The following is a 13,784-nucleotide window of genomic DNA, read 5'->3' as shown; positions in this document are numbered from 1 at the left end:
GGACAATTTTCCGCCCCCGGCGAGGGGCAGAAGGAGACGAGATGAGTTCTGCGCACACGTGCGCGTCGGCCGACGACGAAGTCGCCGGTGTCCGCATTCCGCGGACGCCGATGGCGATCGAAGCGGCCGAAGCAGCCCGCGCGTCGCTGCCGCGGGCGATCACCGGGCATGCGAGCCGGGTGTTCGTGCTTGCGTCGCTGGCCGCGCAGCGTGCCGGCGAGACCTGCGATGCCGATGCGCTTTACGTGGCCGCGATGTACGCGAACATGGGACTGAGCACCGCGTATGGCCGCTCGGCCGCGCGCTACGAGCTCGACAGCGCCGATGCCGCCGATACGTTCCTGCTGCGCCACCAGACGTCGCAGCGCCTGCGTGACGACGTGTGGCACGCGATCGCGCTGCATACGACGCCCGGCGTGGCCGCGCGCGTGTCGCCGCTCGCGCGCGTGCTGGCGGCCGCCGTCTCGACCGACCTGATGGCCACCGATTTCGACGCGTATTCGGCCGACGAGCGGCGCGCGCTGCTCACCGCCTACCCGCGCGGCGAAGGCTTCGGCGACGCGTTCCTCGATGCGGTCGCGCGCGGCGTCGCGCACCGGCCGGCGTCGACGTTCGGCACGTGGAGCGCCGACGTGCTCGAACGCGCCGATCCGGATTTCCACCGGCTGAATTTCTGCGGGCGCGTGCTCGGCGCGCGCTGGCAGGACGCCTGACGGCGTCCTGCGGGTTCCGGCTGGTTCGGGCGGCGTGAGCCGGGTGCACAGGCGCTCGCGCGCCTGCGCACCCGGGCACTTACGCACTCACGCCCGCCGCATCGTGACGCGCATAGTCGACGTAGCCCGCGCGGTCGCCGCCGTACCAGCCGACCGCCTTCGGCGCGGCGAGCGGTGCGTTCGCCGCGAGGCGTTCGACCAGATCGGGGTTCGCGATGTACGCACGCGCGAACGCGACGAGATCGGCGTCGCCCGCGTCGATCAGCGCATTCGCGGCATCCGGCGCGATGCCGCCGTTGACGATCAGCGTGCCGCCGAAATGCTTGCGCGTGTTCACGACGATGCGCGGCAGGTCGGGCTCGCCGCTCCAGCCGTTGGTGTCCGCCGCGTGCACATAGGCGACGCCGGCTTCGTCGAGCATGCGGCCGACGTACGCGTACGTCGTATCCGGATCCGCGTCACGCACGTTGTTGTATTTCGCGTACGGCGAGATGCGCACGCCCACGCGGCTGAGCGGCATCACGGCGCCGACGGCGTCGACGATCTCCTCGAGAAAGCGCGCGCGGTTCGCGACCGAGCCGCCGTATCGGTCGTCGCGGCGGTTCAGCGTCGACGACAGGAACTGGTGCGGCAGGTAGCCGTTGGCCGCGTGGATCTCGACGCCGTCGAAGCCGGCCGCCATCGCGCGTACGGCCGCGTCGCGGAATTCGTCGACCGTGTCGGCCACCTCGTCCGTCGTCATCGCGCGCGACGGCGTCGCGTGAATCTTCGTGTAATAGCCGTTCTGCAACTGCGCCCACACCTGCAACTGCTCGAGATCGTCGTTGACGCCGGACGGCGACAGCGGCGCGTCGCCGCCGAGCAGCGTCAGCGAGCTCACGCGGCCGCCGTGCCACAACTGCGCGAAGATCCGGCCGCCGTTCGCATGCACGGCGTCGGTGACCTGCTTCCAGCCGGCCGCCTGCTCGTCGGTGACGAGCCCCGGCGTCAGTTCGAACGAGGCGGACGCCGGGCTGACGTTGGTCGCCTCGGTGACGATCAGGCCGGCGGACGCGCGCTGCGCGTAGTACTCGGCCATCAGTTCGGTCGGCTGGCCGCGCGACGGCGCGCGCGAGCGCGTCATCGGCCCCATCACGACACGGTTGGGAAGCGGCAGGCCGCGCAGGTCGTAGTGGCTGAGCAGGGAAGACATGATGGATTCCTTTTTGCGTGAGGCAGGGCGGCGCCGCGTGTCGCGTGGTGGCGACCGGTCGGGCGGCGGGCCCTGTGGAAAGTTCGGAAAAGAAAGACGGGGGTAACGTGCCGGCAGCGTTCCGGCGCGCGAGCGGCCAGGAGGGCGCCGCGCGTGAACCGGTGCCGGCGCCGGTTCAGGACTGGGCGTGGCGTCGTGCGTGCGGACGCCCGATCGCGAGGTAGTGGGCGAGCGCGACGACCGGGAACGCGCCGGCCACCGCGGCCACGAGCGGCCAGCCGCCGTGTTCGTACAGCGGGCTCGCGAGCGCGGAGCCGATCGCGCCGCCGACGAAGATGCTCGTCATGTACAGCGCGTTCAGCCGGTTGCGGCTTGCCGCGTGCAGCGCATAGATCTCGCGCTGGCCGAGCACCATGTTCATCTGCACCGCGAAGTCGAGCACGATGCCGGTGACGACGAGGCCGTACAGGCCGGCGCCGTGGATCAGCGCGACCGCGTACGACAGCGCGCCGGCGACCAGCGCGATCAGCGTCGCCCGCACGCCGTGGCCGGCATCGGCGAGGCGGCCGGCGACCGGGGCCGACGTCGCGCCGATCGCCCCGACCAGCGCGAACAGGCCGATGGCCGATTGCGACAGCCCGTAGTGGCGCGTGAGCTCGACCGGCACGGCGGTCCAGAACAGGCTGAACGACGCGAACATCAGGCCCTGGTAGAACGCGCGATGGCGCAGCACCGGCATCGTGCGGACCAGGTGCAGCAGCGAGCCGATCAGCTCGAAATAGGTCGCGCGATGATCGGGCTGGCGCGACGGGATCGTCAGCGCGAGCACGGCGGTCACGAGCGTCATCAGCACCGCGGCGGCCGCGAACACGAAGCGCCAGCCGAACGCGTCGGCCACCACGCTCGACAGCGGGCGCGCGAGCAGGATGCCGAGCAGCAGCCCGCCCATGATCGTGCCGACCACGCGGCCGCGCGAATGATCGGGCGCGAGGTGCGCGGCGAGCGGCACCAGGATCTGCACCGCGACCGAGCTGAAGCCGATCAGCAGCGAGATCGCGAGGAACAGCCCGGGCGTCTGCACGACGGCGGCCGCCGCGAGGCTCGCGATCGACACGACGGCCGTGACGATCATCAGCTTGCGGTTCTCGAGCAGGTCGCCGAGCGGCACGATGAAGAACAGGCCGAACGCATAGCCGATCTGCGTCAGCGACACGATCAGGCTCGCGGTTGCGCCGGACATGTGCAGGCTGGGCGCGATGAGTTCGGTGATCGGCTGCGCGTAGTACAGGTTCGCGACGATCGCGCCGCAACTGAACGCGAACAGCAGGATGAGGCCCTGCGTGAGCTTGGCTGCGTGCCCGTGGGCCGCGAGCGGGGTGGATTCTGCTGACATGGTCGACTCCTTCGAAAGAGATGTCGGGTGCCCGGTCGTCGGGCGGGCGTGATGGGATACGGGTGTTCGGTTGTTCCGGTGTTCGCCGCGGTGAAACGCAAGCCGCCGCATTGCCGTCAAGGTTATTGATCGAGCGATAACAAGAGAATACGGCCGGCGCGCAATCGAGCTTTGCGTGCCACGCAAAGGGGTCGGAGCGTGTGCGGATTCATGTGAGGGGGGCGAGGCCGAGACCGGTCGCGAGCCGCATGCCGGCGAGGGCGAGGGCGGCCGCTGCGATGCGGCGCGTGCGCGAACGCGGGGTCGAGGACATCGAAAACGTCCTGGACGGACGGGCCGGCGGTCGCGATCGTCATGTCGAGCCTCTCGAAACGGGCCTCCGGCGCGGATATCGCGGATCGCAAGGCCCCTGAGAGCAGTCTGGATCGGGCGGACTGAATAGTCCTAAACCGCGTCTTAATTCACTTGATCGATGCGGGGTGCGCGCGGGCGCGGCCGCGCGGTTTCAGCGACGGGCATCGACGGCGGGCGTCAGCGGCGCTGCCCCTGCAGCGTCGGAATCTGCGCGAACAGCCCGGCGAGCCAGTCGACGAACACCTTGAGCTTGACGGGCGTATGCCGGTTGGGCGGATACAGGATCGAGATCGGCCGCGGCGGCGTGTTGAAATCGGTCAGCACCTCGCGCAGGCGCCCCGATTGCAGGTACGGCTCGACCAGGTACAGCGAGGTCTTGATCAGGCCGATGCCGGCGAGGCCGCATGCGATGTAGGTGTCGGCATCGTTGACCGCGACGGTGCCGCACATCTGCATGATGCGCGTTTCGCCGTCGACCACGTAGTCCCACGGCCGCGGCCGGCCCGTATCGGCCGACATGTGGCTGACCGCGATGTGCTGCGTGAGATCGTCGACGGTTTCGGGCGCGCCGCAGCGCTCGAGATACGCGGGCGCCGCGCACGTGCAGGTGGTCAGGCTGCCGATCCGTTTCGCGACCAGCCCCGAGTCGTCGAGCGCGCCGATGCGCACGACGCAATCGACGCCTTCGCCGACGAGGTCGATCTGCCGGTCGGTCACGCCGAGTTCGACCGAGATGCCCGGATGCGCGGCGAGAAACTCGGGCAGCGCGGGCACCATGATCTGCTTGGCCATCGCCGGCGGCAGGTTCACCTTCAGGCGGCCGCGCGGCACGTTGCGCGCCTGCGAGACGGCCGCCTCCATGTCGTCGATCTCGCGCAGCACGCCGACGCAGCGCTCGTAGTAGGCCTGTCCGTCCTCGGTCAGCGAGATCCGGCGGGTGGTGCGGTTCAGCAGCCGGCAGCCGAGATGCTGTTCGAGCGTGCTCAGCAGCGCGGAGACGCGCGGCGTCGTCAGCCCGGTCGTGTCGGACGCGCGCGTGAAGCTGCCCGTTTCGACGATGCGCGTGAACACGCGCATCGAAAGCAAGGTATCCATCGTTCGGAACTCTCCAGCCTGTTCGTTGCCTGCGCCGGTGCATGCCGGCGCGGCTTTTATGTCGAGGTACCGCCGCTACGCGTCGATGCGCTTCCTGAGCCCGTCGCCCGCGAACGGCATTTCGCGCATCCGCTGGCCCGTCGCATCGAAAATCGCGTTGGCCAGCGCGCCCGCGGTCGGCCCCATCGACGCCTCGGCCGCGCCGAGGAACGGCGCGCCCGGGCGGTTGATCAGGTGCACCTTGATGCTTTGCGGTGCCGTGCCGAAACGCAGGATCGGGTAGCTGCTCCAGTCGAAGCTGCGGATGCGCTGCGTATCGTATTTCAGCGCCTCGTACAGTGTCCAGCTCGCGGCCTGCACGATGCCGCCTTCGATCTGGTTGCGGATGCCGTCCGGCGACACGACCTGGCCCGCGTCGACGGCCACTTCCGCGCGCTCGAGCGTCACGTGGCCCGTTTCCGGCACGACCGTGATCTCGACCGCCATCGCGACGTAGGCCATCAGGTTCTTGTATTTGCCGAACGCGAAACCAACGCCGCGATTGCGTTCGCGCGGCGGCCGGGGCCAGCCGAATTTCGTCGCGGCGAGCTTGATCACCTGGCTCGCGCGGTGATCCTGCAAGTGCCGCAGCCGGAATTCGACCGGATCGACGCCGGCGGCGTGCGCGAGCTCGTCCATGAAGCTCTCGATCGCCCACACGTTGGTGTGCGCGCCGAGCGAGCGCATCGCCGAGGTCTGCAGCGGCATCGTCGGCGAGAAGTTGTTGACGATGTGCATGGTCGGCAGTGCGTACAGCGGGATCGCGTTGCGATCGCCGCCGCCCTCGGGCTGCAGCATCGGCGTCGACGGCGCGGGCACGAACGGCGGCTCGAGCATCCGCGCGGGCAGCAGCCGGCCCGCATTGACGATCCGTTCGTTGTGCGAGCTGCTCCACAGCGCGTAGTTCCAGTCGACGATATGGCCGCTCGCGTCGAGCGACGCGCTGAGCTCGGTGACCATCGCGGGCGTGAAGTGGTCCCACGTATGTTCCTGCTCGCGCATCCATTGCACGCGGATCGCCTTGCCGGGCAGCGCCGCCGCGATCAGTGCCGCGTGCGCGGCCACGTCGTCCGCACCGTTGTGCCCGTAGCAGCCGGAACCCTCGGTGTGGATGCAGCGCACGCTCGCCTTCGGCATCGACAGCATCTCGGCGAGCGCGTCGCGCAGCGGATACACGCCCTGCGAGTGGGTCCACACGGTCAGCATGCCGTTCTCGAGATGCGCGACCGAGCACGACGGCCCGATCGAGCCGTGCAGCAGGTAGTTCTTCAGGAACGTCGCGGACAGCGTCTTCGTGGCCGGCGCGGTGTTGCCCTTCGTGTTCGCGATCTCGATGCGCTGCGTCGCGATCCGCTTCAGGTCCTGATGCACGGTGCCGCGCTCGGGCAGCACGCGGCCGGGTGACCAGCGGCTGCCGGCGGCCAGCGCGCGCTGCGCGACGACCGCCTGCCATTCGCCCTGCGCGACGACCGCGAGCATGCTGCCGTTGCGCACGATCCGCACCACGCCCGGCATCTTCAGGATCGCGGCTTCGTCGAACGACAGCAGCTTCGCGTCGTACACGGGCGGCATCACGACACGCGCGTGCAGCATGCCGGGCAGCTCCATGTCCTGCACGTAGCTGACGCCGCCCGTGACCTTGTTCGGAATGTCCACGCGCGGCAGCGACGTGCCGATCACCGAGAACGTGGCCGGCGGCTTCAGCGGCGACGTCGGCGTCGCGTTGCGGTGCAGGTCGACCGTGCGCACCGCGTCGCCGTAGCGCATCGTGCGGCCGTCCGGCGCCTTGATCACCGCGTCGGCGACGGTGAGCGTGCGCGCCTCGACGCCGAACTGTTTCGCCGCGCCGTCGACCAGCAGCCCGCGCACCTGCGCGGCCGCGTTCAGCAATGCGGAGCCGCTGTCGGCCATCGTGTGGCTGCCGGCCGTCAGGCCCTCGTCCGGCGACGCGCCGGTGTCGGCGGTCAGGAACGTGATCAGCGAGGGCTTCATGTTCAGCTCCTCGGCCGCCACCTGCAGCAGCGCGGTTCGCACGCCGGTGCCGAGCTCGACCTTGCCGGTGAACACGGTGACCTTGCCGTCGGGCGTGATCTTGATCCACGCGTCCAGCAGCGGGTTGGTCTTCAGGCTACCGGCCAGCGTTTCGGTCGCCTTGGCGACGTGGACGGCGGCGCCTTCGTCCGCGATCACGAGCTGCGCGGCGGCACGCGTGACCGGCGCGAGGCTGAACGCGACGAAGAGCGCGCCGGAAACCATGAAGTGCCGGCGGCTTTCGTCGATGTCGTCGGGTGGGTTCATCAGAGTCCCTTGCTGATCATGACGGGCGCGGCGGCCGGCTCCGGGTCGGGCAGGCCGGCGACCTGGCGGATCGCCGCCAGGATCCGCATGTGCGTGCCGCAGCGGCACAGGTTCGGTTCCATCTGGGTGCGCAGTTCGTGTTCGGTGGGTTTCGGGTTGCGCTCGAGCAGCGCCTGCGCGCGCATGATCATGCCCGCGATGCAATACCCGCACTGCGCGGCCTGGTGATCGATGAACGCCTGCTGCAGCTTGCCCGGATGCCCGGCGGTGCCGAGGCTTTCGAGGGTCCGCACGCGGCGCTCGCCGAGCGCGGACACCGGAATCAGGCACGAGAACATCGGCTTGTCGTCGACGATCACGGTGCATGCGCCGCATTGCCCGAGGCCGCAGCCGAACTTCGCGCCGTGCAGGTGCAGGTCGTTGCGCAGCGCGTACAGCAGCGGCGTGGACGGATCGATGTCGAGCGTGTGCCGCACGCCGTTGACGGTGAGGGTGATCATCGCGCGCTGTCCTCCTTTCTGAGCTTCGCGGCCAGGGTGTCGACGCCGCTCCACGCGGGACGATCGGAATACGTTTCCCGCAGGTACGCGGCGAGGTCCGAGATCTGCGCGTCGTCGTACTGGTCGATGAACGACGGCATGTAGTTCAGCGTGTCTTCGCCGTGCCAGCCGATCCCGTTGAACATCATCTGGATCGCGTTGCGCGGCGTATCGGCGGCGACGGCCGTGCTGAACGCGAGCGTCGGCCGCTCGCCGATCGACTGCATCGGCGCTGCCGGCCCGTGGCACTGCGCGCACGACGCCTGGAACAGCACCGCGCCGCGCTGGCCGGCGGGCGTCGTCGGGCCGTGTCCGGCACCGGCGGTCGCGGGCCGGGCGGCCGCCGGCTTCTGGATCGACAGGATGTACGCGGCGATCGCCTCGACGTCCTCCTGCGGCACGGTCGCGAGATCGCGCGTGACGGGCAGCATCGGGCCGGCCGCCGCGCCGTGCTCGCTCGCGCGGCCGGTGCGCAGGTAGGTGACGAGCTGCGCCTGCGTCCACGGCTTGACCGCGCTGCCGAGCGCATTGAGCGGCGGCGCCTCCCAGCCGTCGACGATGCCGCCGTCGAACGCCTTGCCGGCCTGTTCGCCGCCGATCGCATTGAGCGGCGAATGGCACGACGCGCAGTGCCCGAGGCCGTCGACGAGCAGCTTGCCGCGATTCCATTGCGCGGATTGCGACGGGTCGGGCCGGTACGCGCCTTCGCGCAGGAACAGCACGTTCCAGAACGCGACCAGCGGCCGGAAGTTCAGCGGGAAGATCAGGTCGTTCGGCGGCGTTTTCGTCCGCACCGGTTCGCGGGTCATCAGGTACGCATAGGCGGCCGTGATGTCGTCGTCGGACATCCGCGTGAAGTGGATGTACGGAAATGCCGGGTAGAGCGGATGGCCGTCGCGGGCGATCCCGCTGCGCAGCGCGCGTGCGAACGCGTCGCGCGACCAGCGGCCGATGCCGGTGTCGGCATCCGGCGTGATGTTGGTCGCGTAGATCGTGCCGAACGGCGTTGCGAGCGGCAGCCCGCCGGCGAACGGCTTGCCGTCGTTCGCGGTGTGGCACACGACGCAATCGCCGAGCGCGACCACGCGCGCGCCGGCGCGAACGAGTTGCGGATCGAACGATGCGCGGGCGGGCGGATCGATCGGCGCGATCGACGGCTTGACCATGATGCCGATCGCGACCGCCAGGCCGACGACCGCGATGCCGGCCGCGCCGAACCAGAGTCGTTTGTGCTTCATGCGCGCTCCACGCGAACCGGTTCGCCGGCGATCATTCGAGCGGCGGGGCAATGGCGCGGATGCCGGCCGCGCGCGACGGCGCGGTTTCGGCTGCCGCGGCACGCGGGGCAGGATGGAAGGTCGGGCTCGCGCGTGCCGGCGGCGGTCGTTCCGGTCGGCGCGGCCGGATGACGGCGGCGCATCGCCGGGCGATCCGGCCATGGCGAGGCGGCCCGGTGGCAGCGGTTCGCGGCGGAGATCATGTCGTTGCTCCAGGTATGGGGAGGCCGCGCGGGCAATGGCGCAATCGCGTCATCGTGTGCGAGGCGGATGATGGAGGGCAGTCTACGTGGGCGTCGGCGGCATTTCCTGAAACGGCGCTGAAACGTTCTGAACCCCGCCGCGACGCGGCCCGGCGCGGGCGCCGCCGCGTCAGCGCGGCGTGCCGAGGCCGAACGCCGCGGCCAGCTGCGGGCCCTTCTCGAGCAGCGACGTCACTTCGTCGCGCCGTCGCGCCGACCATTGCGCGAGACGCGCGACGACGTCGGTCGCGTCCGCCGGCAGCGCTTCGGCGAGCGACACCGCATCGCTCGCGGCCTTCGACGTGCCCGATGCGGTATGCGGGCGCACGGTGCACGCCGCATCGCCGATCAGCGCGACGCGGCCATCGACGAACGCGGGGCTCAACGCGTCGAAGATCGCCTGGTTGAACGGCATGCGCGTCGCGTGCACCAGTTGCGCGAGCAGGGCCGGCAGGCGTTCGCCGGCGAGTTGCCGCAGCGTCGCGACGACGTCGTCGGCGAGCTGCCCCGGATGCACGGACGCGTGATGGACGTGGCCGGCCCGATCGGTCAGGTGGTGACGCAGCGCTTCGCGATCGGCTTCGTTGCGATACCACAGCCAGTTGAAGCGGCGCGTGCCCGGCGCGAGCGAGCCGTCGAGCGCGGGAATCAGGAACGCCATGAACAGCTCGCCCGGCGCCTTGTGCAGCGTCATGTTCTCGACCAGCGGCGCGATCGACGCGGCGTCGAAATCCGCTTCGTCGACGATCCCGCGCCACGCGAGGTAACCGGCGAACGACGGCGCGTAACCGGGAAAGAGCTGCGCGCGCAGGGTCGAGCCGGCCCCGTCGGCGGCGATCAGCACGTCCGCGTGGAGGCGCTCGTCGCCGAGGTGGACGTCGACGCCGTCCGCGTCCTGGTCGAAGCCGGTGACCGTGCGGCCGTACCGGATGCGCCCGTGCGGCAGCGTTTCGCACAGCGAGCGGTAGACGGCGTCCCACGACGAAAACGGCAGCATCTCGGGCTCGTCGCGCGTGACGATGCCGTCGCGATCGATCCAGCGCCGCCGGTGTGTCGGCACGCTGATCGCGTGGCGGCAATGCCGGCCATGCTGTTCGAGAAACGCCATCATCCGGCGCAACACGGCCACGCCGCCGCCCTGGCCGCGCAGCGGCGACGGCGAGCGTTCGCAGACCGTCACGTCGTGTCCGACGCAGTCGAGCGTCAGCGTGGCCGCGAGACCGGCGATCGATCCGCCTGCAATGACTATCTTCATCGTGGGTGACTCCGGTGTGCGGCCGATGGCGTGCGCCGTCGGCCAGGCGTCGTGATGCACGGCGCCGCGCGCCTGCGGCCACGGCTGCTGCGGATTTTGCCATGTCCGGCCGCGGGCTGCGCCGACGGTGCAAGCGCGGCGCGCCGGCCTGCTAGATCCGCAGCAGCTTGCCCGCATTGCCGCCGAGGATCATCGCGCGCTGCCGCGCGCTCAGGTCGACACGGTCGAGAAAGCGCACCGGCTGCTCGTAGCCCATGTCGAAACAGTAGTCGCTGCCGAGCACGAGCCGGTCCACGCCGACGTTCTCGATCAGGAAGTTCAGCACGGGACCCGAATGCGACACCGTGTCATAGCTGAAGCGCCGCAGGTAGCTGCTGGGCTTCTGCGCGAGCCGGCGCGTTTCGGGCCGCACGGTCCAGCCCGCGTCGAGGCGCCCGACGAGGATCGGCAGCGCGCCGCCCGCATGCGGCAACGTGATTTCCAGCGTCGGGTAGCGGTCGAGCACGCCGCCGAGGATCAGGTGCGAGCCCGCGATCGCGGTATCGAACGGGTTGCCGAGCAGGTTGCTGAGGTAGAAATCGCCGAGCCGCGCGCCGCCGACCGTCTGCTGCGGATGCAGGAACACCGGCAGGCCCAGCTGCTCGATGCGGGCGAACACGGGCGCGAACAGCGGATCGTCGAGATCGCGGTTGTCGATGTTGGTGCCCATGTACACGCCGCGCACGCCCGGCAATTGCACGGCGCGTTCGAGTTCGTCGATCGCGTCGGCCGCGTTCAGCATCGGCAGCGTCGCGAGCACGACGAAGCGCGTCGGGTGCCGCTGGTAGACGCGCGACGCCGATGCATTCCAGTCGCGCGCGAGCTTCGCGTTGAACGGCCGGTCGCCCCAGTAAGCCATCGGCACGCTGAGCGACAGCGCCTGCACGTCGACGCCGGACGCATCCATGTCCTTGAGCCGCGCGTCGATGTCGATGAACTTCATCGGCAGCGGGCCGAGGCCGCCGGCGGGCGTGCGGAACGTGAACGATGTGTCGTCGCACACGAACGAGCCGCCGAAGCGCTTGCCTTCGCCGCCGACCAGGTCGCAGAAGCTCTCCGGGTAGTAATGCGCGTGGATGTCGATCGAGCGCGGCCGGTGCGGCGGCAACGCGGCCGGGGTGTCGGCGCTGCCGGCGGCCGGCGCGGACTGTCCGGCGACGGCGGTGCCCGCGAACGCGGCAAGCGCGCCGAGCAGGCGGCGGCGTCCCGGCGACGGGCAGCAGGTGCAATTCAGCATGGTGTCTCTCATGGTGTATCGAGGGTGCGTGACGTGCGGCTCAGCCGCGTTGCGTGATGGTCGTGGTGGTGCCCGCCGTGAGGCCCATCTCGCACGCGACGAGTTGCGTGTCGAACTGCGCGCGCTCGCGTTGCGCACGCGCCGAGCGATCGGTGACGGAGAACAGGACGACGCCGGCGAAGGCCGCCGCCATCGAGAACAGCGCCGGGTATTCGTACGGATAGACCGCGTGCGCATGGCCCAGTACCTGGACCCACACGGTCGGGCTCAGCACGGTGAGCGTCACCGCGGTGGCGAGCCCGAGCAGGCCGCCCAACACCGCGCCGCGCGTCGTCAGCCCGCGCCAGTAGATCGAGAGCAGCAGCACCGGGAAATTCGAGCTGGCCGCGATCGAAAACGTGAGGCTGACGATGAACGCGATGTTCTGCTTCTCGAACGCGATGCCGAGCAGGATCGCGAGCACGCCGAGCACGACGGTCGTGGCGCGCGCCACGCGCATTTCGTCCCGGTCGGACGCCTGCCCGCGCCGCAGCACGTTCGCGTAGAGGTCGTGCGAGATCGCCGACGAACCCGCGAGCGTGAGCCCGGCGACCACGGCCAGGATGGTCGAGAACGCGACCGCGCAGATGAAGCCGAGGAACACGTTGCCGCCGACCGCGTGCGCGAGGTGGATCGCCACCATGTTCGCGCCGCCGGCGATCGCGCCGGACGCGTCGTGGTACTGCGGGTCCGACGCGACGAGCGCGATGGTGCCGAAGCCGATGACGACGATCAGCACGTAGCCGGCGCCGACGATCCCGGTTGCGTAGAGGATGCTCTTGCGGGCCGCCTTGACGTCGCCGACCGTGAAGAATCGCATCAGGATGTGCGGCAGGCCCGCGGTGCCGAAGATCAGCGCGAGGCCGAGTGACACGGCCGAGACCGGATCGGACACCAGCCCGCCGGGGCGCATGATCGCCGCGTGTTTCGGGTGAACGAGAATCGCCTGCGCGAACAGCGCGTCGAGACTGAAGCCGCAACGGCTCAGCACCATGATCGCCATGAACGCCGCGCCGGCGAGCAGCAGCACGGCCTTGATGATCTGGATCCAGGTGGTGGCCAGCATCCCGCCGAAGAACACGTAGACGACCATCAGCACGCCGACGATCAGCACCGCGACCGTGTAGTTCAGGCCGAACAGCAGCTCGACCAGCTTGCCCGCGCCGACCATCTGCGACACGAGATACAGCAGCACGATGACGATCGAGCTCGACGCCGCGAACGCGCGGATCGGCCGTTGCCGCAGGCGATACGACACGACGTCGGCGAGCGTGTACTTGCCGAGGTTGCGCAGCGGCTCGGCGATCAGGAACAGGATGATCGGCCAGCTCGCGAGAAACCCGACCGAATAGATCAGCCCGTCGTAGCCGCTCGCGAACACCAGCGCGGAGATGCCGAGCAGCGACGCGGCCGACATGTAGTCGCCGGCGATCGCCCAGCCGTTCTGGAACGCGGTGATCTTGCCGCCCGCCGCGTAGTGGTCGGCCACGCTGTGGTTCTTGCGCGCGGCCCAGCGCGTGATGAAGAGCGTCGACGCGACGAACACGACGAACATGCCGATCGCGACCGGATTGTGCCCGTGCGCGAGCGCGGCGGGGCCGGCCGCGAACGCCGGTGCACAGCTGCAAGCGGTGAGCAGTGCGGGGAGCAGGCGTTTCATGATGCGTCTCCGTGGCGAAGGGCCGCGACGACCGTGTCGTGCACCGCATTGGCGCGGAACACGTAAAACGCGACCAGCGCGAACGTTGCGACGAACATGCCGAACCCGACCGGGATGCCCCACGGGGTCGGCCGGCCCGGCACGATCGGCGCGCCCAGCAGCGTCGGCGAAAACGCCAGCGTCAGGATGAACGCGAAATAGAGGGCGAGCATGACGAACGTCAGCGACCAGGCGAACAGCCTTCTGCGCCGGACGTGCTCGCGAAAGCGGGCATCGCGCAGCAGCGGATGCGTGGCATGTGACGGTGCGGCCGGTTCGGGTGCGGTGCCGGCGGTAGCCGAAAGCGGGTGGTTCACGGTGTCTCCTTCTCGTCTGGAATGGCCTGGCCTGGCATGGCATGGCTTGGCTTGGC

The 13,784-nt window shown here is 69.9% G+C and carries 12 protein-coding genes; 1 reads left to right on the top strand and 11 read right to left on the bottom strand.

All coding sequences use genetic code 11. The features are described from left to right. The first annotated feature begins 41 nt into the window (after positions 1–41). Positions 42–713, top strand: coding sequence for an HD domain-containing protein (locus tag APZ15_RS36025; protein WP_027792618.1), 672 nt, complete (start codon positions 42–44; stop codon positions 711–713). 79 nt (positions 714–792) lie between these two features. Here the strand turns inward: APZ15_RS36025 and APZ15_RS36020 are convergent, their stop codons facing one another. From APZ15_RS36020 to APZ15_RS35975, 11 genes are all read right to left on the bottom strand, one after another. Next, on the bottom strand, positions 793–1,905 hold the full coding sequence (locus APZ15_RS36020; RefSeq protein WP_027792619.1) for an alkene reductase: 1,113 nt from the start codon (positions 1,903–1,905) through the stop codon (positions 793–795). 175 nt (positions 1,906–2,080) lie between these two features. Continuing rightward, positions 2,081–3,298 (bottom strand): MFS transporter, encoded by a 1,218-nt coding sequence (locus APZ15_RS36015; protein WP_027792620.1) that lies wholly within the window; start codon positions 3,296–3,298, stop codon positions 2,081–2,083. A gap of 531 nt (positions 3,299–3,829) precedes the next feature. Beyond that, positions 3,830–4,747 carry a LysR family transcriptional regulator gene (locus APZ15_RS36010; RefSeq protein WP_027792621.1) on the bottom strand — a complete coding sequence of 306 codons (918 nt, stop codon included), beginning with the start codon at positions 4,745–4,747 and terminating at the stop codon, positions 3,830–3,832. A gap of 75 nt (positions 4,748–4,822) precedes the next feature. Next, positions 4,823–7,084: a xanthine dehydrogenase family protein molybdopterin-binding subunit gene (locus APZ15_RS36005; protein ID WP_027792622.1), complete on the bottom strand. Its 2,262-nt coding sequence runs from the start codon at positions 7,082–7,084 to the stop codon at positions 4,823–4,825. Then, on the bottom strand, positions 7,084–7,584 hold the full coding sequence (locus APZ15_RS36000; protein WP_027792623.1) for a (2Fe-2S)-binding protein: 501 nt from the start codon (positions 7,582–7,584) through the stop codon (positions 7,084–7,086). The genes APZ15_RS36005 and APZ15_RS36000 overlap by 1 nt, the downstream gene beginning before the upstream one ends. Further along, positions 7,581–8,861 carry a cytochrome c gene (locus APZ15_RS35995; RefSeq protein ID WP_027792624.1) on the bottom strand — a complete coding sequence of 427 codons (1,281 nt, stop codon included), beginning with the start codon at positions 8,859–8,861 and terminating at the stop codon, positions 7,581–7,583. The genes APZ15_RS36000 and APZ15_RS35995 overlap by 4 nt, the downstream gene beginning before the upstream one ends. Beyond that, positions 8,858–9,103: a hypothetical protein gene (locus tag APZ15_RS41540; protein ID WP_134319422.1), complete on the bottom strand. Its 246-nt coding sequence runs from the start codon at positions 9,101–9,103 to the stop codon at positions 8,858–8,860. Before APZ15_RS41540 ends, APZ15_RS35995 begins: the two co-directional genes overlap by 4 nt. Positions 9,104–9,272: 169 nt before the next feature. Further along, the gene (locus tag APZ15_RS35990; protein ID WP_027792625.1) at positions 9,273–10,397 is read right to left on the bottom strand and encodes an FAD binding domain-containing protein; all 1,125 of its coding nucleotides are present in this window, start codon (positions 10,395–10,397) and stop codon (positions 9,273–9,275) included. Positions 10,398–10,548: 151 nt separating this feature from the next. Continuing rightward, complete coding sequence (locus tag APZ15_RS35985) at positions 10,549–11,685, bottom strand: amidohydrolase family protein (protein ID WP_226153354.1); 1,137 nt, start codon at positions 11,683–11,685, stop codon at positions 10,549–10,551. A 28-nt stretch (positions 11,686–11,713) separates the two neighbouring features. Beyond that, on the bottom strand, positions 11,714–13,372 hold the full coding sequence (locus tag APZ15_RS35980) for a cation acetate symporter (RefSeq protein ID WP_027792627.1): 1,659 nt from the start codon (positions 13,370–13,372) through the stop codon (positions 11,714–11,716). Beyond that, the gene (locus APZ15_RS35975; RefSeq protein ID WP_027792628.1) at positions 13,369–13,728 is read right to left on the bottom strand and encodes a DUF485 domain-containing protein; all 360 of its coding nucleotides are present in this window, start codon (positions 13,726–13,728) and stop codon (positions 13,369–13,371) included. The genes APZ15_RS35980 and APZ15_RS35975 overlap by 4 nt, the downstream gene beginning before the upstream one ends. Positions 13,729–13,784 lie beyond the last annotated feature (56 nt).

The organism is Burkholderia cepacia ATCC 25416 (assembly GCF_001411495.1).
GTDB classification, from domain to species: domain Bacteria; phylum Pseudomonadota; class Gammaproteobacteria; order Burkholderiales; family Burkholderiaceae; genus Burkholderia; species Burkholderia cepacia.
This window is presented reverse-complemented; position numbering and strand designations above follow the sequence as displayed.